The sequence below is a fragment of the Nocardia salmonicida NBRC 13393 genome, from assembly GCF_001613085.1.
Lineage (GTDB): Bacteria > Actinomycetota > Actinomycetes > Mycobacteriales > Mycobacteriaceae > Nocardia > Nocardia salmonicida.
Map to the genome: position 1 here is coordinate 1 of NZ_BDBR01000071.1, position 23,974 is coordinate 23,974.

The 23,974-nt window shown below is 66.8% G+C and carries 22 protein-coding genes; 15 read left to right on the forward strand and 7 right to left on the reverse strand.

Annotated features, from left to right (window positions below; all coding sequences use genetic code 11):
• Together NS1_RS37585 and NS1_RS37590 are read left to right on the forward strand one after the other, a co-directional pair.
• Positions 1-3,205, forward strand: a 3,205-nt coding sequence (locus NS1_RS37585; protein WP_062992384.1) for a hybrid sensor histidine kinase/response regulator, incomplete at its 5' end; no start/stop codon positions are given.
• A complete protein-coding gene (locus tag NS1_RS37590) occupies positions 3,202-5,568 on the forward strand; it encodes a SpoIIE family protein phosphatase (RefSeq protein ID WP_062992386.1) in 2,367 nt (788 codons plus the stop codon). The genes NS1_RS37585 and NS1_RS37590, both read left to right, overlap by 4 nt.
• Before the next feature lie 51 nt (positions 5,569-5,619).
• Here the strand turns inward: NS1_RS37590 and NS1_RS37595 are convergent, their stop codons facing one another.
• Positions 5,620-6,552 carry a LysR family transcriptional regulator gene (locus NS1_RS37595; protein ID WP_157125614.1) on the reverse strand — a complete coding sequence of 311 codons (933 nt, stop codon included), beginning with the start codon at positions 6,550-6,552 and terminating at the stop codon, positions 5,620-5,622.
• 118 nt (positions 6,553-6,670) lie between these two features.
• Here NS1_RS37595 and NS1_RS37600 point away from each other — a divergent pair, with 118 nt between their 5' ends.
• The 6 genes from NS1_RS37600 (at position 6,671) to NS1_RS37625 (ending at position 12,749) form a co-directional block, all read left to right on the forward strand.
• Complete coding sequence (locus NS1_RS37600) at positions 6,671-7,807, forward strand: FAD-dependent monooxygenase (protein WP_062992390.1); 1,137 nt, start codon at positions 6,671-6,673, stop codon at positions 7,805-7,807.
• Between the two features lie 30 nt (positions 7,808-7,837).
• Entirely contained in the window at positions 7,838-8,776 is a 939-nt protein-coding gene (locus NS1_RS37605) for a VOC family protein (protein WP_062992392.1), read from the forward strand.
• A gap of 15 nt (positions 8,777-8,791) precedes the next feature.
• A complete protein-coding gene (locus NS1_RS37610) occupies positions 8,792-9,781 on the forward strand; it encodes a fumarylacetoacetate hydrolase family protein (RefSeq protein WP_062992394.1) in 990 nt (329 codons plus the stop codon).
• Positions 9,778-10,506 (forward strand): SDR family NAD(P)-dependent oxidoreductase, encoded by a 729-nt coding sequence (locus NS1_RS37615; protein ID WP_062992396.1) that lies wholly within the window; start codon positions 9,778-9,780, stop codon positions 10,504-10,506. Before NS1_RS37610 ends, NS1_RS37615 begins: the two co-directional genes overlap by 4 nt.
• Entirely contained in the window at positions 10,503-11,495 is a 993-nt protein-coding gene (locus NS1_RS37620) for a cyclase family protein (protein ID WP_174562716.1), read from the forward strand. Before NS1_RS37615 ends, NS1_RS37620 begins: the two co-directional genes overlap by 4 nt.
• 72 nt (positions 11,496-11,567) lie before the next feature.
• Positions 11,568-12,749 carry an alpha/beta hydrolase family protein gene (locus NS1_RS37625; RefSeq protein ID WP_062992398.1) on the forward strand — a complete coding sequence of 394 codons (1,182 nt, stop codon included), beginning with the start codon at positions 11,568-11,570 and terminating at the stop codon, positions 12,747-12,749.
• Between the two features lie 208 nt (positions 12,750-12,957).
• Here the strand turns inward: NS1_RS37625 and NS1_RS41100 are convergent, their stop codons facing one another.
• Positions 12,958-13,197, reverse strand: a complete 240-nt coding sequence (locus NS1_RS41100) for an IclR family transcriptional regulator domain-containing protein (RefSeq protein WP_062992401.1) — start codon at positions 13,195-13,197, stop codon at positions 12,958-12,960.
• An 8-nt stretch (positions 13,198-13,205) separates the two neighbouring features.
• Positions 13,206-13,754, reverse strand: coding sequence for a helix-turn-helix domain-containing protein (locus NS1_RS37635; RefSeq protein WP_062992403.1), 549 nt, complete (start codon positions 13,752-13,754; stop codon positions 13,206-13,208).
• 48 nt (positions 13,755-13,802) lie between these two features.
• Between NS1_RS37635 and NS1_RS37640 the strand changes: the two genes are divergently transcribed.
• From NS1_RS37640 to NS1_RS37655, 4 genes are read left to right on the forward strand one after another with little or no spacing between them, the layout of a single operon-like run.
• Positions 13,803-15,029, forward strand: coding sequence for an FAD-dependent monooxygenase (locus tag NS1_RS37640; RefSeq protein WP_062992405.1), 1,227 nt, complete (start codon positions 13,803-13,805; stop codon positions 15,027-15,029).
• A 39-nt stretch (positions 15,030-15,068) separates the two neighbouring features.
• Positions 15,069-15,953: a fumarylacetoacetate hydrolase family protein gene (locus tag NS1_RS37645; protein ID WP_062992407.1), complete on the forward strand. Its 885-nt coding sequence runs from the start codon at positions 15,069-15,071 to the stop codon at positions 15,951-15,953.
• An 8-nt stretch (positions 15,954-15,961) separates the two neighbouring features.
• Positions 15,962-17,335, forward strand: coding sequence for an MFS transporter (locus NS1_RS37650; protein WP_062992410.1), 1,374 nt, complete (start codon positions 15,962-15,964; stop codon positions 17,333-17,335).
• A gap of 48 nt (positions 17,336-17,383) precedes the next feature.
• Positions 17,384-18,454: a cupin domain-containing protein gene (locus NS1_RS37655; protein WP_062992412.1), complete on the forward strand. Its 1,071-nt coding sequence runs from the start codon at positions 17,384-17,386 to the stop codon at positions 18,452-18,454.
• Between the two features lie 206 nt (positions 18,455-18,660).
• Here NS1_RS37655 and NS1_RS37660 read toward each other — a convergent pair whose 3' ends face one another.
• Positions 18,661-19,248, reverse strand: coding sequence for a TetR/AcrR family transcriptional regulator (locus tag NS1_RS37660; RefSeq protein WP_062992438.1), 588 nt, complete (start codon positions 19,246-19,248; stop codon positions 18,661-18,663).
• Positions 19,249-19,323: 75 nt separating this feature from the next.
• Here NS1_RS37660 and NS1_RS37665 point away from each other — a divergent pair, with 75 nt between their 5' ends.
• Positions 19,324-20,148 (forward strand): alpha/beta fold hydrolase, encoded by an 825-nt coding sequence (locus NS1_RS37665; RefSeq protein WP_062992414.1) that lies wholly within the window; start codon positions 19,324-19,326, stop codon positions 20,146-20,148.
• A gap of 24 nt (positions 20,149-20,172) precedes the next feature.
• Here NS1_RS37665 and NS1_RS37670 read toward each other — a convergent pair whose 3' ends face one another.
• Both NS1_RS37670 and NS1_RS42105 read right to left on the reverse strand, forming a co-directional pair.
• Positions 20,173-21,453: a cytochrome P450 gene (locus NS1_RS37670; RefSeq protein WP_062992416.1), complete on the reverse strand. Its 1,281-nt coding sequence runs from the start codon at positions 21,451-21,453 to the stop codon at positions 20,173-20,175.
• 128 nt (positions 21,454-21,581) lie between these two features.
• Positions 21,582-21,713, reverse strand: coding sequence for a hypothetical protein (locus NS1_RS42105; protein WP_255284835.1), 132 nt, complete (start codon positions 21,711-21,713; stop codon positions 21,582-21,584).
• 74 nt (positions 21,714-21,787) lie between these two features.
• On the opposite strand from NS1_RS42105, the gene NS1_RS37675 reads away from it, so the two are divergent.
• Positions 21,788-21,997: a hypothetical protein gene (locus NS1_RS37675; RefSeq protein ID WP_062992418.1), complete on the forward strand. Its 210-nt coding sequence runs from the start codon at positions 21,788-21,790 to the stop codon at positions 21,995-21,997.
• 61 nt (positions 21,998-22,058) lie between these two features.
• Here the strand turns inward: NS1_RS37675 and NS1_RS37680 are convergent, their stop codons facing one another.
• Positions 22,059-22,682, reverse strand: a complete 624-nt coding sequence (locus NS1_RS37680; RefSeq protein ID WP_056819458.1) for a TetR/AcrR family transcriptional regulator — start codon at positions 22,680-22,682, stop codon at positions 22,059-22,061.
• 76 nt (positions 22,683-22,758) lie between these two features.
• Between NS1_RS37680 and NS1_RS37685 the strand changes: the two genes are divergently transcribed.
• Positions 22,759-23,970 (forward strand): oxygenase MpaB family protein, encoded by a 1,212-nt coding sequence (locus tag NS1_RS37685; protein WP_062992440.1) that lies wholly within the window; start codon positions 22,759-22,761, stop codon positions 23,968-23,970.
• Positions 23,971-23,974: the final 4 nt, after the last annotated feature.

A 23,974-nucleotide genomic window follows, 5' to 3' on the forward strand; every position in this document is an offset into this window, starting at 1 on the left:
GGCCCGCGAGGTCGGCACCGAGGGCAACCTCGGCGGGCAGGCGACCGTTCGCGGCGCCTCGGGCACCTGGAAAGACCTCACCGACAACGTCAATGTGATGGCCTCCAACCTGACCAACCAGGTGCGCTCGATCGCCCAGGTCGCCACCGCGGTCGCGCGCGGTGATCTGAGCCAGAAGATCACCGTGGAGGCCAAGGGTGAGGTCGCCGCGCTGGCCGGGGTGATCAACACCATGGTCGACACGCTGTCGGCGTTCGCCGACGAGGTCACCCGCGTGGCCCGCGAGGTCGGCACCGAGGGCATGCTCGGTGGTCAGGCCCGCGTGCCCAACGTGGCGGGTACCTGGAAGGACCTGACCGACAACGTCAACTCGATGGCCAACAACCTGACCAATCAGGTGCGCAACATCGCCCAGGTGACGACCGCGGTCGCCCAGGGCGACCTGACCCGCAAGATCGACGTGGATGCGCGCGGGGAGATCCTGGAACTCAAGACCACGATCAACACGATGGTCGACCAGTTGTCTGCCTTCGCCGCCGAGGTGACCCGCGTGGCCCGCGAGGTGGGGTCGCAGGGCCGACTGGGCGGTCAGGCCGAGGTCGAGGGCGTCTCGGGCACCTGGAAGCGGTTGACCGAGAACGTCAACGAGCTGGCGGGCAACCTGACCCGCCAAGTCCGCGCTATCGCCGAGGTCACCAGCGCCGTCGCCGAAGGCGACCTGACGCGCTCGATCACCGTCGAAGCCTCCGGTGAAGTCGCCGAGCTCAAGGACAACATCAACTCCATGGTGGAGTCGTTGCGCGAAACCACCATGGCCAACCAGGACCAGGACTGGCTCAAGAGCAACCTGGCCCGCATCTCGAGCCTGATGCAGGGCCAACGCGATCTGCATGTGGTGGCCGAGCTGATCATGGACGAGCTCGCGCCGCTGGTGTCGGCACAGTTCGGTGCGTTCTACCTGGCCGACGAAACCGCCGAGCAGCCGGAGCTGCGATTGATCAGCTCCTACGGCAGCCCGGACGGACCGGGCAGCGCGCCTCGACTCACCTTCGGCCAGTCGCTGGTCGGCCAGGCAGCGCGCAGCCGCCGCACGATCGCCGTGGACGACGTTCCCGGTGACTACGTCACCATCTCCTCGGGGTTGGGGCGAACCGCGCCGGTCAATCTCCTTGTGCTGCCGATCGTGGTGGAAGACCAGGTGCTCGGTGTGATCGAGCTGGCCTCCCTGCATCGCTTCACCCGCATCCACCTCGATTTCCTCGATCAGCTCATGGAAACGGTGGGCGTCAACGTCAACACCATCGTGGCCAACGCGCGCACCGACGAACTGCTCGTCGAATCCCAGCGCCTGACTTCTGAATTGCAGGCACGCTCGGAAGAGCTGCAGGTACGCCAGGAAGAACTGCAGCTGTCCAACGCCGAGATGGAGGAAAAGGCGGCGCTGCTGGTTCAGCAGAACCGCGATATCGAAGCGAAGAACCTCGAAATCGAGCAGGCCAGGCAAGAGCTCGAGACCCGCGCCCAGGAACTCGCGCTCGCCTCGAAGTACAAGTCGGAGTTCCTGGCCAATATGAGCCACGAGCTACGCACACCGCTGAACAGTCTGCTCATCCTCGCTCAGTTGCTGGCACAGAACCCGACCCGCAACCTCACACCCAAACAGGTCGAATACGCGGGCATCATCCACTCGGCGGGTTCGGATCTGCTGCAGCTGATCAACGACATCCTCGATCTGTCCAAGGTCGAGGCGGGCAAGATGGATATCACCCCCGAGCGGGTGCCGCTGCGCAAATTGCTGGACTACGTCGAGGCGACCTTCCGGCCGGTGACCACGCAGAAGAGTCTGGGTTTCCGGATCACGACCACTGCGGGTCTGCCACTGGAGCTGCTCACCGATGATTCTCGGCTGCGGCAGGTGCTGGGCAATCTGTTGTCCAACGCGGTCAAGTTCACCGAGAGCGGGTCGGTGGAGTTGCGAATCGAGCCGACGGAGACCCACGAGTTGCCCGCCGCGGTACGCCGCCACGGCATGGCCATCGCCCTGCGAGTGATCGACACCGGGATCGGCATCGCCCAGCATCAGCTGGAGTCGATCTTCGGCGCCTTCCAACAGGCTGACGGCACGACCAGCCGCAAATACGGCGGCACCGGGCTCGGCCTGTCGATCAGCCGCGAGATCGCCTACCTGCTCGGCGGGGCCATCGCGGCCGAGAGCACCCTCGGCCAAGGCAGCACCTTCACCCTCTACCTGCCGGTCGCTCGTCCCGACTTCCACGAAGTGCTCGAGCTCGAGCACACGGACCGACAGCAGACCCACGACCGTCTGGAACTCGCGTCGAATTCGGCGACGCCACAGCAGCGTCGGCTGTTGGTGGTGGAGGAGCGGCCGCAGGGCCTGCTGTCGCTGGTCGCGCAGAGCGCGGTGGCCGACCTCGCCGACAACAACGACCCGCGCGGGCCGGTCCAGGTGGTCAGCGCGATCGGTGTGGTGGAAGCGGCCGGAGCACTCGCCGCCGAGTCGTTCCACTGCGTAGTGCTGGAGCTGGACATGCCCGACAGCGCCGCGCTGGAGTTCCTCGAGACGATGGACGGCGATGCCGCGTTGAGCAGCGTGCCGGTGCTCGCCCACAACCGCCGCCTCGACGCCGAGCAGGAACGCCTACTGCAGGATCGCATGCGGCGACGGCCGCTGGAGTTGCTGTCGAGCCTGGATGAACTGCGCGAGCGGATCGCCCTGCACGTCACCGCCGAGGCACCCGGGGACGTACTGCCCCTGGTGCGCCGGGACGACGCACCGGTTGCCACGCCGCATCGCCCGCTCGGCGAGCTGGCCGGGCGCACTGTGCTCATCGTCGACGACGATGCCCGTAATCTGTTCGCGCTCAGCAGCATTCTCGAACTGCACGACATCACCGTGTTGCACGCCGAGAACGGGCGCGAGGGCATCGACAAGCTGCTCACGCACCCGGAAACGGATCTGGTGCTGATGGACGTGATGATGCCCGAGATGGACGGCTACACCGCGACATCGACCATCCGCGAGATGCCACAATACGAAAAGCTGCCGATCATCGCCGTGACCGCCAAGGCCATGCTGGGTGACCGGGACAAGAGCTTGGCCTCCGGCGCCAACGACTACGTCACCAAGCCGGTCGACGCGGATGCGCTCCTGGCCTGCATCGTGCACTGGCTCGGTGTCAGATGACCGACTCCGGAATCGGTGACACCGACGCCGGGACAGACCCGGTCGTCTCGCGCCTCGCGGCCACAGTGGAGCGGCTACACAACCAGATCCGGCAGGCACAGGCCACAGCCGACGGCCGGGCGCTGATCGAAATGGCCAAGGGTGTGCTGGTCGAACGGCTGCACTGCGGGCCCGCGCAGGCGGCAACCCAACTGGAGATCCTGTCCGCCCGAGCCGGGGTCGCGCCCCTGGAGTTGGCCGTCGACCTGGTGAACCAGGCGGCGCAGGACAAAATGAGCGCGGTGGTCGGGGAGTTCCTGCAGGCCACCGCCACACCACCCAGCGAGCCGACGGCGGTCGTGCGGCTGCGCACCGCCGAGAGCGGACTGCTCGCGGCGGGCGATACCCAGCGGGTAGCGGAGTCGGTTCTCGAACACGCAGTGTCACCGCTGGGTGCCACGGCGGTCGCGATCTGGTCCGCGGGCATCGACGCGTCGCTGTCGCTGGCGGGTTTCGCCGGGATCGCCGGGCACGAGGCCCGGCGGTGGCACTATGTGCCGCCGGGGGTGGTGACCCCGGCGCGGCAGGCGCTGATCCAACGCACGGCGCAGTGGATCGAGGACCTGAGTGTGTCGGGGCTGCCGTCGATCGGAGACCGTGCCGGCGGCCGAGCGGCGATCCCGGTCGGCGCGGCCGGCAAAATAGTGGGGGTGCTCGAGGTGTGCTGGCCTCGGCCGATCGACGTGCAACCGCGCCAGATTCACCAGCAACTGCAAGCGCTGGCCGAGCTGTGTGCGCACACGCTCGAGTCCGACTCGGCCGCCGTACGGACCAACGAACGCGCCGATGCCGCCGACCTCGTGCGTTTGGCGGATGGATTGTTCGACCCCGCACTGGTGCTCATACCCCACCTCGACGAGGGCAGGCTCGCCGACTTCTCCATCCATCACCTCAACAGTTGCTTCGTCGACCCGGCCGGTCGACCTCCCGGCCTGATCAGCGGCTCGTCACTGCTCGAGATGTACCCGATGGCCGCGGTCGAGGGACGACTGTTCGAGCGGATCGAGCATGTCTTCGCCACTGGTGAGAGCTACCGCGCCGACCGGGTCATGCTGACCGAACTGGTCGACCAGATCCCCTTGACCGTCGCGGCCGCGCTCAGTATCAGCCGCCACGGCGACGCCGTGCTCATGGTGTGGCGGATAGAGGACGAGTCGGGGCGACTGGCGACGCTGCTGCAGCACGCCCAACGGCTCGGCCGCGTCGGCGGTTTCGAGGAGAACGCGGCCACCGGCGAGATTACTTGGAGCGACCAGCTTTTCGCGCTCTACGGGCTGGCACCGACCACCGACCCCGTCCCGCTGGCGCAGCTGCCAGGCCACGTCCACGACGCCGACACCGAGGCGGTGCGACGGTTTCTGCGCACGCTGCTGCGCTACCGCCGTCCTGCCTCCACCGCATGCCGACTGACCAGAGCCGACGGCGTGACCCGTCACGTCCGGATCATCGCCGAACCGGTGGTCGACGCGGCCGGGCACCTGCACGCCATCCGCGGTGCGTACCAGGATGTCTCGTCCCAACACTGGACCGAGATCGCGCTGTCGGCGACCCGGGACCGGCTCACCGACACCGAAATGCGCGCCGCCGAACAGAGCAGTCTGGCAAGGCAGCTCCAGCAGGCCATCATGCCCGACGCGCAGCCGTCAACCGACGCGTTCGGTTTGCGTATCGCGGTGCGCTACCGACCGACCGAGCAGGACGAGCTCGTCGGTGGCGACTGGTACGACACCATCGTGCTGCCGTCGAAGGAGATTTTGGTATCGGTCGGCGACATCACCGGCCACGGCATCACGGCCGCGACCGGAATGGTCGTGCTACGCAACGCCTTACGTGGTCTTGCCGCAACCGGTGCCGGACCGGGCCAGATGCTGGCATGGCTGAATCTGGTGGCACACCACCTCACCGACAGCATATTCGCCACCGCCATCTGTGGCGTCTACAACCCAGTGACTCGGGTCCTGCGCTGGGCTCGCGCAGGCCACCCGCCACCAGTGCTGGTCCGAGCCGGCCACGCCTGCTCCCTGCCTGAACTCAAAGGCATAATCCTCGGCGCGCTGGCGGAAACAAGCTACGAGGAAGGCGAAATCCAGCTCGAATTGGACGACACGCTCCTGCTCTACACCGACGGCCTCATCGAGCGCCGCGACCGGGATCTGGACCTCTGTATAGAACGACTTCTCACGATCTCGGCCGCATTCACCGGAAGCCTGGATGACCGTCTCGACCACCTGCTCGACAGCAGCGACGCCGACACAGACGACGACACCTGCGTGGTCGGCATCCAAGTGGGAACAAGCCAGGGCCCGCCGACCGGCAACCTCTGATCGCCGCCCTCACGTGTACGAGGCGGAGATGAAACAAGAGCAGTGAGTCGATTATGTTGACGCGCAGCTGCTTTGGGCCGCCTCCCGGATCAGACGGCGTAGGAAGCGGTGCTCCGGATCATCGGTGAACACCGGATGCCACCACATCGCCTGGGTCAGCTCGCCGAGGTCGACCGGACACGGATAGGCCGTGAGACCCTCGCTCATCCCGGGGACCGCGAGCAAGCGGCGGGGGACCAGGGCGATGCGGTCGCTGCCGGTGATCAGGCACCGGACGGTCAGGAAGTTCTCGGTGACGATCTGACGCGTCGGTTCGATGCCGAGCATCCGCAACCGGCGCGCGGCCGGGGTGGAGGCGGTCTGGGAGTGGTAGACGAGAACCCAGGGGCGCCGCTGCAGGTCCTCGGCGCTCAGTTCTCCGCTGGACGGTTCGTGGTTCCGATCCGTCACGACCATCCAATCATCATGGAAGACAGTCTCATTGGGTAGATCGGTGACGAAACCGTGCGGCACGAGCATGACGTCGTAGGTGGTGAGGGTGTGCTCGGCTCGGGCGACGAGTTCGGGTGAGGAGGGGAGTATGCGCAGGCGTGCGTGGGGTGCGGCCGAGGTGAGCAGCTCGGCGAGGCGTTGGCCGAGCAGGGCGGTGGTGTAGTCGCTGGTCACGACCGAGTATTCGCGGCTGGTGTCGGTGGCGTCGAAGGTGCCGCGCGCGGAGAACACTCGCTCGACGCTCGTCAGCGCGGCCCTGGTGCGCTGACGCAGCTCGATACCGAAGGGTGTCAACCGGTACCTGTTGCCGACCCGCTCGAGGATGTCGTCGTCGAAGTGGCGGCGTAACCGAGCCAAGGCCGCCGAAACGGCCGGTTGCGTGACGCCGAGGTGCTCGGCGGCCCTGGTCACACTCTCGTGCTGCACCACGGCCTCCAGCGTGACCAGCAGGTTGAGGTCGAGATTGGCCAACGGGCGAGCAGGCTTCGGCATAACTCCCATTTATACAGACAATCAGAAATCACGCCTTCCCTGATGGTGATGTGGGTCTCAGAGTGGAGTGAGTCACCACAACGCTCGCTTATGTGCACTGTCCCAGGGAAGTGATTCGATGCACCCTCACACCGCCCACACCGTCCTCGTACTCGGCGGCGGTCTCGCCGGGTCGGCGGCCGCGGTCTTTCTCGCCCGCGCCGGTCTCGACGTCGATCTCGTCGAGGCGCGCGGCCGCGGCCACGCCATCGGTTCCGGCATCACGTTGCAAGGCAACGCGTTACGCGTGCTCAGGGATCTGGATCTGTGGGCCGATATCAGCCGCGAGAGCTGGGGTTTCGACACCCTGGGCATCCGCGCGACCGACGCGCACGGCAGCCTCCTCGCCGAGATTCCCGATACCAAGACCGGTGGCCCCGACCTCCCGGCGGCGGTCGGGATGGAGCGGCCGGTGCTGGCGGCGATGCTGCACGACGCCGCGGAAAAGGCCGGTACACGACTACGTTTCGGCGTGCGCGCCACCAAATTCGAGGCCGACGACACCGGCGTCGATGTCGTCTTCGACGACGGCGCCAGCCGACGCTACGACGTGGTGATCGGCGCCGACGGTGTCCGCTCGCCCACCCGTCGCGCCCTCGGCATCGACTCCGACCCGCAGCCAACCGGCATGGGCATCTGGCGGTTGGTGTGCTCGCGTCCGGCATCGATCACCCGCACCGATCTCTACTACGGCGGCGTCGCGCACATCGCCGGATACTGCCCGACCGGACCGGACTCGATGTACGCCTACATTGTCGAGGACACCCATGATCGTTCGGCGCTGTCCAAGACCGAGCAGCTCGAAATGATGCGCGCACTGGCCGCCGAGTACCACGGACCGTGGGACGAGGTCCGTGCGCTGCTGACCGATCCCGACGCCGTCAACTACACCCGGTTCGAGCAGCACGTGATCGACGGGCCGTGGAATCGCGGACGCATCGTGCTGATCGGCGACGCCGCCCACGCGTGCCCGCCCACCCTCGCCCAGGGCGGCGCGCAGGCGCTCGAAGACGCGGCGGTGCTCAGCGAACTCCTCATTGCCGAACCGGTCGGTCCGCAGCTGTGGCGCAGCTTCACCGACCGTCGCCTGCCGCGGGCGAAAGCCGTGGTCGAGGCCTCGGTGCAGCTCGGCCGATGGATGCTCGACCACGATCCCGACGCCGATGTCCCCGGCTTGATGCGCCGCATCGCCGAGCTCGTCGCGACACCGGCCTGAACCCCATCCCTCGTTTTTCGGAGCCTCCTCATGAGCGATCATGTCTTCACCCACCTGCGGCACACGGCGCTGGCCGTGCCCGACTTCGACAAGCAGCTCGACTTCTACACCAACCACTGGGGCCTGTCGGTGGCCGCGACCGATGGCGATGTCACCTATCTGGCCGCGGAGGGCTCGCCCGAGCAGTACGTGGTGCGCATCCGCCGCGCCGCCGAAAAGCGCCTCGACCTGATCTCTTTCGGCGTCACCGACAGCGCGGCGGTCGACACCGTCGCCGATAAGCTCGGCCGGGGCGGGGCCACCTTGGTCAGCGAACCGGACCGATTGCAGACACCCGGTGGGGGATACGGTTTCCGGTTCTTCGACAACGAAGGCCGCACGATCGAGGTGTCCGCCGACGTCGCGGCTCGCCGACATCGCAAAGTTGAAGTGGGCGAGGCGATTCCGGTACGGCTGTCGCACGTGGTGGTGAACTCCGCCGACCCGGAAACCACCGTGGCCTTCTACGAGAAGCATTTCGGCTTCAAGGTCTCCGACATCCTCATGCATCCGCGCATGGGCAAGATGATGTGGTTTCTGCGCACCAACCGTTGGCACCATTCGCTGGCGATCGCGCGCGGCCCCCATCCCGCGCTGCACCACGCGTCGTTCGAGCTGCGCGGTCTCGACGAGTACATGCGTGGTACCGGCCGCATGTTGCGCTCGGGCGTCGAAAAGATCTGGGGCCCCGGCCGGCACCTCGCGGGCAACAACACCTTCTCGTACTTCCTCGACCCGAACGGCAACACGATGGAGTACACGACCGAACTCGAGTCGCTGGACGAGGACACCTGGCACCCGCACCTCTACGACTTCACCCAGCCCGAGGTCAGCGACCAATGGGGGACCGCCAACGCGATGGACGAATTCGTCGCCGCGAAATCGTTCAACGACCCCGACAAGGGTCTGTTCACCGCACCGCCGGTGTGAAAGGAGTTATCCACCATGCGTTTTGCCATGATTCGCCATAACGACGCGGCTCCTGTCGCCGCTGTCGTCGACGACGACAGCGTGTACCTGTTCCCCGGTGGCACCACGGTCCTCGAACTCGTCCGGGCCGGGCTGGCCGCCGCGCTGGAGATGGGCGGCCAGATCCAGTCGATGACCACGCCGATTCCTGCAGACGAGGTCGCGTTCGACGCTCCGCTGGCACCGCCGACAATTCGCGATTTCGTCACCTTCGAAGAACATGTCGAAGCAGTCCGTGCGAGTGTCCAGGGTCGCGGCGGAGTGCCGGCGGCCTGGTACGCGGCGCCGCATTTCTATTTCACCAACCCGCACACGGTGAACGGTCCGCGCAGCGAGATCCGGGCACCGCACCACTGCGCGGAACTGGACTTCGAACTCGAGGTCGCCGCCGTCGTCGGCCGTGCCGGTCGCGACCTGACCGTCGAGCAGGCCGTCGATCACATCTTCGGCTACACGATCCTCAATGACTGGTCGGCACGTGATCTCCAGCGTCTGGAAATGCAGGTCGGGCTCGGTCCGGCGAAAGGCAAGGACTTCGCGAACACACTCGGCCCGGTGCTGGTGACCGCCGACGAAATGGTGCCGTTCCTCGACGCCGACGGCTTCCTCGCACTGCACTGCACCGCACGGGTCAACGGGATCGAAGTGGGCAGCGACGTCTTGTCCAACATGGGCTGGACCTTCCCCATGCTGCTGGCCTACGCCTCACGCGACGCCGCGCTCGCGCCGGGGGATGTACTCGGCTCGGGCACCGTCGGTAACGGCGGCTGTCTGGCCGAGCTGTGGGGCCGCCGCGGCCGTCTCGACCCGCCGCCGCTGACAGTCGGCGACACGGTCGAACTCACAGTGGAACACCTGGGAACCCTGGTGAACACCGTCGGCGAGCGCACCAGCGCGCCGCACGCTGTTCCCGCACCCCGGCTCCGCGACCGCGCGCAGCACCGGGCCGAGGTGACCGCACCATGACAACCCGAACCGTGGTCGTCACCGGCGCGGCGGGCGGCATCGGCCGCGTTGTCGCCGAGCGACTCACCGATGACGGCTACCACGTCGTCGCGCTCGATCGCCAGGGCAGCGAAAGCGTGCGCGCGTTCGATGTCACCGACGAGCGGCAATGGCGAGAACTGGCAACCACTCTCGACGCACCGGTGCACGGACTGGTCAACTGCGCGGGCATCACCCGACGCGCGCGCCTGGGCGAGGTGACCGTCGCCGACATGACCGATGCCTACGCGGTCAACGTGCTGGCACCGCTGCTGGCGATCCAGGCGCTGGCCCCCGTGATGGGCGTCGGTTCGGCGATCGTGAACATCGGTTCGCTCGCGGCGCTCACCGGCCACTACCCGGTGGCCTACACCACGAGCAAATGGGCACTGCGCGGTTTGACCCACACGGCCGCACTGTCCTTGGGTGAGAACGGAATTCGGATCAACATCGTCCATCCGGGCTTCATCGACACCCCCATGACGGAATCGGCGCCCGCGCGATTCCGGGAGTCGTCGATCAGTGAGACCGCGTTGGCGCGTGCCGGCACCGCCGCCGAGGTCGCCGGCGCGGTGGCCTTCCTCCTCGGCGCCGATTCCACCTACATGACCGGCGCCGAGATCACCGTCGACGGCGGAGCGAGCTCGCACGGCGGCGTGAAGTCGATCTCGGACGCGCTGCGACCCGAACTACAGGAGCACAGATGACCGGAACAGAAACCGCCGCAACGCCACTGGACCGCAGTGATCCCGAGTCCGCGATCGCCGCCGCGGCCCAGCGATGCTCGAACTGGGCACGGTGGGGTGCCGATGATGTGCACGGCACGTTGAACTTCCTCGACGACGCCAAGAGGGCCGAAGCCGGGGCACTGATCCGGCACGGCCGCAGCTTCAGCCTGTCGCAGAGCTTCGATACGAACGGGCCCCAGCGCGGCTGGCGGCGTCGCTCCAATCCCGTGCACACCATGCTCGATACCGGCACCGACGCCGAAGCTGGGATCCAGGGATTCCCGCACGGTCTCGGCGGCGCCGACGACGTGGTGTCGATGCCGCTGCAGTGTTCGACGCAATGGGACGGGCTCGGCCACATCTTCGACCACGGTCGGGCCTGGAACGGGCGGCGCGCGGGCGAGGTGGTCACCTCGCAGGGCGACCAGGTCACCGGCATCGAAACCGTGGCAGATCGGATCGTGGGCCGCGGCGTGCTGCTCGACGTCGGGCGTGTCTACGGGACAGCTACGGAACTGCCCGACGGGTTCGCCATCACGACAGCGCATCTCGAAGAAACGATCCGCTCGCAGGGTGCGTCCTCGGCGGTCGGCCGCGGTGACATCGTGACCGTGCGCACCGGCCAGCTCAGCCGCGCCCGGCGCGAGGGTTGGAACGAGTACGCCGGTGGCGCGGCCCCGGGTCTGTCGTTCACCACCGCGGACTGGTTGCACCGCACCGAGATCGCCGCGATCGCCACCGATACCTGGGGATTCGAGGTGCGGCCCAACGAATTCGACGACGCCTTCCAACCTCTGCACCAGGTCGCGATCCCGCACATCGGGTTGTTCCTCGGCGAGATGTGGGACCTGGACGCGCTCGCTGAACACTGCGCGCGCACCGGCACCTACGAGTTCTTCCTCGTCGCCGCGCCGATCCCGGTCACCGGTGCGGTCGGCGCACCGGTGAACCCGATCGCGGTTGTCTGAACCCCGACGAAAGCAGCGTCGAGTGCGGATCTCGTCGCGTCTCGAAAACTTGTCAATGAGAGGAAAACCCTGATGTTCGAATACTTTCCCGGAAACTATGTGTGGAACCTCGGTGTGGTCGCGGCGCTGAACAGCGGCGGCTACATCGACGAGGTCGATCGGGCCTGCCGTCCCATTCGGGAAGCGGCCACCCGCGGTGAGGACGCAGGCACCGAGGAATTCCTGGCGTCCTGGACGGCGGTCGTCGACGACCTGGTCGAGGCTGCGGGGCGTGACCGTGCGGTCGGACGCACCCGGTCGGCGGGCCGAGCCTACGCACGTGCCGCGAACTACCTGATTCACGCCGAGCGGATGCAGAGCCCGCAGACGCCCGATCGCAACGCGATCTATCGCCGGGTGCTGGAATTGATGCAGCAGTCCTTCGACCTGGTCGATCCGAACACCGTGCGCGTCTCGATTCCCTTCCGCGGCACCACACTTCCGGCCTATTTCATGCGGCCTGACGTGGCAGGCCCGGTGCCCTGCATGATCGTGTGGAACGGCCTGGACAGCACCAAGGAACACATGTACCTGTCCGGGTTCGCCCACGAGCTTGCCGAGCGAGGGATCGCCACCCTCATGGTCGACTGTCCCGGCAGCGGCGAGGCACTGCGCCTGCAAGGACTCACCGCCCAGATCGAGACCGAGGAATGGGCGGCCGCCTGTGTCGACTACCTCGAGACCGTCGACGACATCGACACCACGCGCATCGGGTTGGTCGGCTGGTCGCTGGGCGGCTACTATGCCCCCCGCGCGGCGGCCTTCGAGAAGCGGCTGGCGCTGTGCGTGGCATGGGGCGCCAACCACGACTGGGGCAAGGTGCAGCGTCGCCGAATCGAACGCGAAGGCGAACGGCCCGTGCCGCACTACTGGAACCACGTGATGTGGGTCTGGGGTGAGAACGACCTCGACACCTTCCTGAACAACGCCGACGGCGTCAACCTCGACGGCGTCGTCGAGCAGATCAGCGTGCCTTTCCTCATCGTGCACGGCGAGAACGACCGGCAGATCCCGCTCGAATACGCCCACCGGTCCTACGAGCAGGCAACGGCCAGCCCGAAACGGCAGCTGCGTGTTTTCACCGCTCGCGAGGGCGGCGCGGAACACATCGGGCTGGACAACTTTCCCCTGGTCAGTGCCTATATCGCCGACTGGGTCACCGAAACCTTCGCCGAACTGGGGGCAGAACAGCAGACGGCGACCGCCGTCCGCTGAAGGCCGCGGCGATGTCGGCCGGTGCGCTGCCCGGCCGCCCCCGACATCGCCGTCGGCTGTTCTCACCAGACGAATGCCAGGAATGGACACCCGATCCCACGTACCGTCCGAGGCAGCGCGATGGGGACCGGCCAACGACACGCGTACGGGTCGGCGCCGTTCGTCGCGTTCGCGCTATCCCGCAGGCAATCGGATAGCGGCGGCTCGTCTACCGACCTGCACCCAGATCGATGATGGCCAAGTCCTTCTCGATCTGGGTCCTGGCGTCCAGCACGAGGGGGACCAGTGTCTTGTCGACCAATTGTGCGAAGCGCTCGGCGTGGCACGACAGCGACACCGCGCCGATGGCCTGACCGTCTCGGTCGGTGATCGCCACGCCCACCGCGGCCACTCCACGTTCGGTGCCTTCGTAGTTGATCGCGAACCCGCGACGCCGCGTGGTGTCCAAATCGGCTGTCAGGGAATGGAATTCGCCGGCGCCGAGCAGTGGCTCGCCGCCCGCGCGGGGAGCCGATACAGCCGTTCCACCTCGTCGAAGGGCAGGGCGGCCAGTAGCGCCTTGCCTCCGGAGGCCTGGTGCGCAGGCATCACCACGCCATCGCGATCGTTGGTCGCATACACCGATTGCGCGCGCACGGTGCCGAGGAACCGCACGCTTTCGCGCACCCGGATCATCAAGTTCGCCGATTCGCCGCTGCGCCGCGACAACACCTCGAGATGCGGCTGGCACAGCGCGCGAAACGCTTTGGTCCACGCCAGTCTGGCCGGGGCCGCGTCCAGTGAGGGACCGGGCAGGTAGACGTGGTTGTCGTTCTGCACCGCGAAACCCCGGTAAGTCAACGTCTGCAGTAGCCGGTGTGCGCTCGACCGCGAGATGTCGAGGTGGGTGGCGGCGTCCATCACACGCAGGCTGCCGTAGTCGCGCAGCAGTTGCAGCAACCGCAACCCACGGTCGAGGGAGCCGACCGCGCTCGTCGGTCGCTCGGGCAGGGGAGTGTTCCGCATAGCGGAATTATATTCCCTCGTGAGAGCCCACGGACTTAGTTTCGCCCCATGCAGAATTGTGACTCAGATTACGCACCTACCGTCGTGGTAGGTGGCGGCATCGGCGGTCTGGCCACCGCGCTCGGGCTGATCAAAGCCGGTAAACAGGCCGTTGTACTGGAACAAGCTCACGAGTTCGGGGAAATCGGTGCGGGCCTGCAGCTCGGCCCGAATGCCACCCGCATCCTGGATTCGTGGGGCTTGCTCGAGCGGGTATGCGCGGTCGGCGTGCTCCCGAACAATATCGTCATGCGGGACGCGATCTCCGCTGAGGAAATCGGACGGCTGCCGCTGACGGGCGAATTCCGCACCCGGTTCGGTGGCCCCTACGTCGTCATCCACCGCACGGACCTGCACGCGATCCTGCTCGAGGCATGCCGCGAGGCCGGGGCCGACCTGCGCACCGGCGTCCGGGTGGAACGGGTCGAGGACATCGGCAACGGCACCCTCGTCGTCGCCGAAGGTGATCGCAGCTTCACCGCCGAAGCCACCATCGCCGCCGACGGACTCAATTCCGTGCTGCGCCACACGATCGTCGGTGACGACCTCGTCGCGTCCGGGTACGTCGCCTACCGCGGGACGGTCCCGATCACCGACGTGTCGAGACAGGACCGCGAACTCGACGATGTCGTCGTGTGGGTCGGGCCCGGCAGCCACCTGGTCCAGTACCGGCTGCGCGCCGGCGAAGTGCTCAATCAGGTCGCGGTGTTCGAGTCGCCCTCCTTCGTGCGCGGCGACGAGGAATTCGGTGGCACCGCCGAGCTCGAGGCCGCGTTCGCCGGCTGCCATCCGCAGGTGCGCGACGCGATCACCCACATCGGCAAGCAGCGCCGGTGGCCGCTCTACGACCGGATGCCCGCCGACACCTGGGGCGAGGGCAGGCTCGTGCTGACCGGCGATGCGGCACACCCCATGCTGCAATACCTGGCCCAGGGCTGCTGCCTCGCACTCGAAGACGCCAAAACGCTCGAGTTCCTGGTCGCCGCCGATGCCCAGGACACCGACTGGCCGACGGTGATCCGCCGGTTCAGTGACTCCCGTATCCCGCGCACCGCCGAAGTGCAGACCAGAGCACGCATGTTCGGCGACATCTGCCACGCGGGCGGTGTCCACCGCGTGGTGCGCAACGAACTGCTCGCCACCCTCGGCGCCGAGGACCTCTACGGCCACGCCGACTGGCTCTACCGGGGCCCGGTCTTCGATCTGCTGCTCCGAGCCCGCCTCGCTGTCGCCTGATCCCGCCCCGATTCCTTCCACCGAAAGACGATTCCGACCATGCGACTCGCAGTTCTCGACGGCGACCGTGCCGCGATTGCCACCGACACCGACCTCTACGACGTCACCGATCTGCTCCCGACCTCGGCGGGCCCCTATGGCGGCCCGTGGCTGCCTTGGCTGGAACGCGGCGGCCTCGTCGCCGACCTGCGCGCTCTGGATCTCTCGCAGTGCCCGCGCCATCGCCTCGGCTCGGTCGCGCTGCGCGCACCGCTGTCGCGGCCGGGCAAGATTGTCGCCGCTCCGGTGAACTACCTCGATCACAAGGTAGAGATGCACGAGCAGAAGACGATCGCCGAGTACGGCGTGTTTCTCAAGGCCAACACCTCGGTGATCGGGCCGGGCGAGACCGTCGAGCTGCCCTACCTCGACAAACGCACCGACCAGGAAGGCGAACTGGCCATCGTGATCGGCCGCACCGCCCGGCACGTGCCAGTGCAGGAAGCTCTCGACTACGTCGTCGGCTACACCTGCCTGCTCGACATCAGCGTCCGTTCCACCGAGGACCGCTCGACCCGCAAGTCCTTCGACACCTTCACCCCGCTGGGACCGTGGATCGTCACCGCTGACGAGGTCGGCGACCCCGACACCTTGGCGCTGAGCTGCTGGGTGGGTGGGGAACTGCGCCAGCGGACCAACACCTGCGAACTGATCTTCTCGGTCGCCGAACTGGTCTCCTATGCGAGCTCGGTGATGACCCTGCACCCCGGCGACGTCATCGCTACCGGGACGCCCGCCGGGGTCGGCGCGCTGGACGACGGCACCTCGATCCGGCTCGAGATCGACCGGATCGGTGTGCTCGAGGTCGGCGTCACCGCCGAAACCGCCATCGCCTACGCCGATCGTCCGGGCGCTCAGCTCGACGCCCGTTTCGCGAGTAAGTGAGCGACGCAATGGAAATCGCAGCTCACAACATCAAGGCCCGCATCGAATCCGCGCCCATGCAGCCACTGCAATACGCGGTGGTGACGATCTGCGTGCTGTTGAACATGCTCGACGGATTCGATGTGCTCGCGCTGGCATTCAGCGCCTCACATATCTCCGACGAATGGTCGCTGAGCGGGTCGCAACTCGGCATCCTGCTCAGTTCGGCGTTGTTCGGCATGGCCGCCGGATCGATCGTCGTCGCCCAGGTGGCCGACATCGTCGGGCGCCGGCGCACCATCGTCGTCGCCGCGCTGATCGTCGCGCTCGGCATGGGGCTGTCGGCGATGGCCACCGGGTTCACCATGCTGCTCGCGGTGCGGATCGTCACCGGCATCGCCGTCGGAACCCTGCAGGCCTGCCTGAATGTCATGGTGGCCGAGTACTCCTCGGCCCGGCACCGCTCGACCGCGATCAGCGTCTACACCGCCGGTCAGCCGATCGGCGGCACACTCGGCGGCATCATCGCCGGTATCCTGCTCGCACAATTCGATTGGCGTGCGGTCTTCGCCTTCGGCGCCGTGGTAACGCTGTGCGTCGCACTGCTCGCCGCGGCGATCCTGCCGGAATCGGTCGATTTCTTGATCAACCGGCGCCCCCGCAATGCCCTGGCACGTACCAACGCCATCCTGACCCGGCTGCGCCAACCGGCCCTGACCGAGATGCCGTCGGTTGCGATGCGCAACAACGACATCACCGGGCACTGGCGCGACATCACCACCGGCCCGAACCTGCTCACGACATCGCTGCTCGGATTCAGCTTCTTCGTGTTGATGGCCGGGTTCTATTTCGCCAACTCCTGGACGCCGAAACTGGTCACCAGCAGCGGGTTCACCTCCGCCGACGGCGTGCAAGCCGGTGTGTGTTTCAGCGCGGGCGGAATTGTCGGGGCGCTGGTGTTCGGGCCGCTGGCCATGCGATTCGGCGTGCGTCCCACACTCACCGCATTGTTCGGTGTCGCCGCGGCCGCCTTCGCGCTCTACGCGCTGTCGATGGGAACGCTGCACACGGCCCTGGTCGCGGCCGTGCTGCTCGGCATGACCACCAGCGCCGTGATGGCCGGCATGTTCTCCATAACCCCGATGTACTACGACTCCTCGGCGCGAGCGACCGCGGTCGGGCTGGTCATCGGTATGGGACGGGTCGGCGCGATCTTCTCGCCCATCATCGCCGGCAGGCTCATCGACCTCGGCTGGGCGCCGAAGAACCTCTACTTCCTGTTCTGCCTGCCCCTGATCGCGGGTGCGCTGGCGATCTTCGCGCTGCGTTCCCGGCGCGCTGTCCTGACCGACAGCCGCACCGAGCCGGGGGCGACCGATGCCGCGCCGTCACTGGCGCACTGAACTCCGACCGGCGGTCCCCGAGCCGCCCCGCTCTCCGAGGGAATCACCATGACCAGCAACAACATCACAGAACCCGAATCCAGCCCCGAACTCGACCGTCTCTACGCCGACTTCACCCGCAACTCCACCGCCCCGCTGTGGACCCAAACCGGCAACCTCATGCCGGAAAGTCCTGCCCCCGCCGCGGTCGCGCACCTGTGGCAGTGGTCGGAGCTGCTCGACATCGCGCGCCGCTCCGGTGAGCTCGTCCCCGTCGGCCGCGGCGGTGAACGTCGAGCGATCGGCCTGGCGAACCCCGGTCTCGCCCCCGCCCCGTATGCCACGCCGACCCTGTGGTGCGCGATCCAGTGGCTCGGCCCGCGCGAAGTCGCACCGGAACACCGCCACGCCCAGAACGCGTTTCGCTTCGTGATCGAGGGCGAAGGGGTGTGGACCGTCGTCGACGGGGACCCGGTGGCTATGCGCCGCGGTGATCTGCTGATGACGCCCGGCTGGTGTTTCCACGGGCACCACAACGAGACCGATCAGCCGATGGCATGGATCGATGGACTCGACGTGCCACTCGCGCACGACCTCGATCTCGGGTTCTTCGAGTTCGGGTCCGAAGTGGTGACCGACGCATCGACCCCACCGATATCGCGATCGGAGCGGTTGTGGAGTCATCCGGGTCTCACTCCGCTCTCGTCGGGTGCATCACGGCGATCCACGCCGATCGCCGCGTACCGCTGGGAGTACACCGACCGGGCTCTGCGCGAGCAACTGCTGCTGGAGCAGGAAGGACATCCGGCCACCGTCGAGCCGGGTCACGCGGCGATCAAATACACGAACCCGACCAACGGCGGCGATGTACTCCCGACTATCCGCTGCGAATTCCACCGCTTGCGGGCGGGCACGAGCACTGCGGCTCGGCGCGAGGTGGGCTCGTCCATCTGGCAGGTTTTCGACGGCACAGGTCATGTCCGGCTCGGCGACCAGCGCCGGGCACTGACCACCGGCGATCTATTCGTCGTGCCGTCCTGGGTGCCGTGGTCGCTGGAAGCGGAGACCGAGCTCGACCTGTTCCGGTTCTCCGATGCTCCTGTTGTCGAGAAGCTGGCATACCACGACCCGGCCAAGTAATGAAAGCGGCTGTTCGACAACCACGATGGCCCAGGCGCAGGCGTCGGCCGACAGCTCGGTTGAGCAAGTCGGCGGCGGGCGCTGTTCTCGCAATTCGACGCGAAGCAACATCGAGATTCATCCGGATCGTCGCGCGCGGGACAACAACGGATGCGCGCAGCGCCCGAATGATACGGAGGTTCCCGCCGGCGTCCGGATGGAGAGCATCACGGCGTCTGTGCTGGTACGAGGACGGCGGTCACCGCGGACTGGACTCCCTGCCCGGCAATGATGATGGGTTCGATCGAGCGCAGTGTGCGACACAGCACGAACGCTCCCTCGAGGGCGGTCAGCGTTGACATCGCCAGAGCACGACTCTGTTGCTCGGTGATGTCGAGTTGTCCGAACCATTGTGCGAGTCGAGTCAGCCAGTCCTGAAAGACCTCCGCGGCCTCGTTCCTGAGCCGTTCGTTGGTGCTCGCAACTTCCAGTGCGATGGTCTCGATCGAACATGCCTCGCTGTAATCCTGGGATTCCATGAGTCTGCCGGCGTTCTCGAATAGTTGCGGTATTGCGGTCGCGGGATCGGCGTCGGCCAGTTGCGTGCCGACGAAAGCGCCGTAACGGACTCCTTCGCGCCGAATGACTTCCACGCTGATCGCTTCCTTGCCCCCGGGGAAGTGGTGGTAGATCGAGCCGAACGGTGCCTTAGCTGTGCTGGAGATCTGTTTGAGGCCGGTAGCGGACATGCCTTGGCGGCGATACAGCTCCGCTGTCGCCTCGAGTATCCGTTCACGTGTGCCGAGATCTGCCATGGCGATCACTCCTTGCGCGGTGGTATGCGACAGCATATCGTGGGCCAGTAGAACGATCTATCTAGGAGGTGCGGGATGCCTACAGTGCAGGTACCGGCGGGGCCCATCGCCTACGAGGACACCGGTGGATACGGACCCGTCCTCGTGTTCGGCCACGGCCTGCTCATGGACGGTCGGCAATGGCGCAAAGTCATTCCGTTGCTGCCCGAATACCGTTGCATCACACCGACGTTGCCCCTGGGCGCGCACGTCGAGCCGATGCATCCCGACGTGGACCTGACCGAGCAGGGAGTCGCTCGCATCCTCGCGGACTTCCTCGATGTCCTAGGACTCGAGGCAGTGACGTTGGTCCTCAACGATTGGGGCGGTGGGCAGTTCATGATCTCCGAGGGTCGTGATCAGCGCGTGGGAAGGCTGGTGCTCGCCTCGTGCACCGCGTTCGACAACTACCCGCCCAAGCCGGCGCGCCCCGCGGCCCTGCTGTGCCGACTGCCGGGTGGGGGATGGCTGCTGAGCAGGATGTTCGGGACGAAGTTCTTTCGGCACAGTCGCCGCGCGTACGGTGCGCTGAGTAAGACGGGGCTGCCGGACTCGCTGTACGACGAATGGTTTCGCCCCGCCATCGAGAACGCCGCGATCCGCCGCGATCTGGTCAAATTCGCCACCGGGGCGCCCTCTCGACGCCGACTGCTCGAATTATCCGATCAACTGCGGACATTCACACGTCCGGTACTCGTGGTGTGGGCACGCGAAGATCGGATGATGCCGCTCGAGCATGCGGATCGATTGGTTGAGCTGTTCCCTGAGGCGGCCAAGCTGATCATCGATGATTCGTGGACTCTTGTTCCGGAAGACCAACCGCGAGCCATGGCAGAGGCATTGCAGAAGTTCGTAGGATGATTGGCCTCATCGGTGGGGCGCTGTTCAGTTGACCAGAATCGGTGCCCCGTCGGAGGGTACATGCGTGATGTTGCGGACCCGGCCCCGCGTCGTCGTGGACGCGGGCAGGGACAAGACGTGGCGGCGCAGGATCTCTTGGAGCACCGCCGCACCCTCCATCAGCGCGAAACCCGCTCCGATGCACCGGCGCACCCCACCGCCGAAGGGCAGCCAGGTATTCGGTGCCACGCTGCCGTCGAGGAAGCGGTCAGGCCGGAACACCGCGTCAGGGAAGGCTTCGGGCCGCTTGTGTGCGAGCAGGATCGAGGTCGCGACGACGGTTTCAGCGGGCAGGTCGTGGCCGCCGATCATTATGTCGCGGGTGAGCTTTCGCACGACACCTCCGATGACCCAGTGGTAGCGCAGTGCTTCCTTCATCACCGCTTCGAGGTAAACGGTGTCGCCGTCGAGCGCGGCTCGACGGGCGAGGTCCTGCTGGGCGGGGTTGGCGGCCAGTTCGCGTAGCGCCCAGGACAGTGCGGCCGAGGTCGTCTCGTGCCCGGCAGCGAGCAGGGTGACCAACTGATCGCGGAGTTCGTCTGAGGTGAGCGGGGTGTCGTTGCCGCTGCCAGCTGACATCAGGCGCGACAGCACATCAGCGCCCGGGGCGTCGCTGCACGTGCGTCGCTGCTCGATCTCGGCGTAGAGATGGGCGTCCAGACTGGCTCGGTCGTGGTGAAACCGTCTCCAGGGTCCACGGTTTTGTAAGGCTGGGTATCGGGAGCCGAGCAGGGTGAGCGGGGCGATGTCGGTGATGCGGCGCATGGGAGGACCGAGGAGGTCGCGACGGCGCGGATCGGCGACACCGAGCACCACCTCGCCGATGACATCGAGGGTGATCCCGGTCATCGCGTCCAAGCTGCGGACGGTCGACCCGGCCTGCCAGGTCTCCACGTGGGTGGCGGCGATCTGCTCGATCATCTTGCGATAACCGGTCAGGGCGGGCCCGGTGAAGGCGGGCATCAGCAGTCGGCGGGCGCGAGCGTGCTCGGCTTCGTCGGTGATGAGCACCGAATGATCGCCGAGCAGCGGACGCAGAATGCCGTTGCTCTCGCCGGCGTGCAGGTCGGTGGGGGAGGCGGCGAAGATCTCGCGGACGTGTTCGGGGCGGGTGAACACGACCATATGCCGGGCGTACGGCGGCACCATGCGCAGTGTGAAGGTGTCGCCGTAACGGCGAGCGGTGGCGGTCAAGAACCGCTCCCGCGCTTGCACATACCGGATCGTCTGCGCGATCGCGGGTAGCCGGGGGCCGGGCGGGTACATGGCGACGGTCCTCTCCTAGACGCTCACTCCACGGTAACCCCGGTTACTCGGGCCGGGCGTCGATCTGGAAATCCACGTGTTCGCTACCTTGCGGGCAGCGCGGCGGGAATGGAGTTCTGTCTGAATTGTTAGTCTCCGTAGATGATTTCAGCACGGAACGGCTTTCCGGTGCTGGCGGGGGTCGCGTTGATCTGTTCGATGGTTGCGTGCGCCGGCGAGAACGCCGCCGCGACCTCGCCGAGCCCGTCGGTGTCGCGCACCAGCCCGTCAGAGCAGCCGAGTAGGCGGCGACCAGCGATTCGTCGTGTGCGAAGGCTAGACCGGCATCCGGATCATGCGGGCGGCAGCGCCGACGCTGCGGCCGGACCCCTTCGAAGGAGCCTTCTTCACTTTCACCGCCAATAGTCAGCAGTTCGTGGCCGATGGCATGAAGATCGACCTGGCACGCGCGACGATCACCGTCACCGTCACCGACGCCCCGAAACGCCCCGAATTCCGTGCGGTGACATGGACCGTGAACGAATACTGGTCTGCTGTCTACTGATTCGGCCGCTCGGTCCCGACTCGGCCGTCATGGTGAACGGGCTGTTCGACCGCACCGACTGTCAGGGCGCTCGGTTCACCACGGCGAGTGCGAGTTCGGTGCACAGGGCAGCGACTTCGGTGGTCGGCCGACCGGGGTCGCCCAGCCAGGTCGCCACGAGCTGGTTGATCCCGCCGACGACGAAAAGTGCTTCCTGGCGCCGGATCTCCGGATTCGCGGGGGTATCGAGGAACTCCGCGCTGTACTGCATCACGAGGTCGGTCACGATGCCGACGGCACGGGAGCGCAACTCTTCGAGCCCGGCGACGCTGTGGGTATCGCTGGTGAGGATGCGGTGGATGCTGGGGTCGTCGGCGATCGTATCGAGGTAGGTCGTCAGTGCCCGCCGGAGTTTGCGTTCGAGGGTGCCCGGCTCGGCCTGGCTCGCCTCGACGAGAGTGGTGAACAGCTCCTCGTGCACCTGCTCGGCGACGGCGAGGACCAGTGCGTCCCGGGTGGCGAAATCTTCGTAGAAATAGCGCGGCGTCAACCCCGACGCGGCACACACGCGGCGCACGGTGACTTCGCTCGGGCCTGCCTCGCCCCAGATCTGGCGACCCGCGGCGAGGAGTTTGTCGCGGCGTTCGTCTCGTCGATTCGCCGCGCTGATTCCCCGGTAGGACCGGACCACCTCTGCACGCGCCATTGACAGGACTTTAGCAGCCGACATACTTTGGATATCAGTCGTTATCCAAAGTATTGTCGCTCAACGAGGAGTGTCGATGACCACCGTTCCCACCCGTCACCCCGATCGCCCCCACCACGTCCCCGCCGTCGTCGGCGGCTTCGCGGCGATGCTGGGGGTGCACAGCCCCGACTCGAAGCAATGGCAGCGTCTCGGCGAGGGCCTGCTCGTCGGTGACGACGCGATGGATCGGCTGGTGGACTGGATGGTCGCCACAGGCTCGAAGCAGATGCGTCCGCTGTTCGATCGAGCGCTCGCAGAGGGCATCGCCGCGGTGCCGGATGCGCCGGATGCGCTGCGCGAATTCTTCGCCGCGGTCGAGACTGTTCCGGCGTGGGTCGATCACGACAAACTCGTGCACGGGGCCAAGGTCCTGCGCACCGGCGGGTCCGACGGCATGTACATCGCACGCGACGTCGCCATGCTCGGCGGCTACCAGTTCTCCGGCTTCAACAAGACCTTGTTGCGCACAGGAGCACTGGAAAAGGGCTCCAATCAGCGGTGGGCCGAGACGATGCAGTGGGCGATGGACGTCCTGTCCGAGGACGGATTGTCCCCGCTGGGTCTGGGATACCAGTCCACGATCCGGGTGCGACTCATCCACGCCTTCGTCCGCAGGCACGTGGCTGCGATGCCGGATTGGCGGACCGAGGACTGGGGCCTGCCCATCAACCAGACGGATATGGCGGCCACGCTCGTCGGCGCCTTCATCGCACCGGCGATCGGTGGGATGGGCCTGGGTCTGTTGCTCACCCCCGCCGAAACCGACGCTGTCGCGCACCTGGTCCGCTACGTCGGCTGGCTGCTCGGCGTCGAGGAACAGTGGCTGCCGCACTCCTTCCGCGACGGTGTGCGCGTCCTGGTGCACACGCTGTCCGCCTTGGCCGACCCCGACGAGTCGACCCGTCAACTTGCGGTACCGATGTCACGAGACCCGTTGTCGTGGAACTATGACCGGCTGCCCACGATCCGGCGCCGTCTCGCCTATGCCCAGCATCTGTCGGTGACAGGGACCTTCCTCGGCCGCCACACGATGCGTGCGCTCGGCCTGCCGACGGCGATCGTTCCGTGGTACCCGGCGATCCGCATCCCCGTCAATGTCGCGCGCTCGGTCACCCGGCTGTTGCCCGGCGGGCTCGACCGTGCGGCGATTCGTGGTGCGCGAGAACAGGATCGGTTCATGTCGACGCTGGTCAGCGCCGGACCGACCGTCGGCGCGGCGGCCGCGCGACTCACCCACGCGGCCTAGCGCC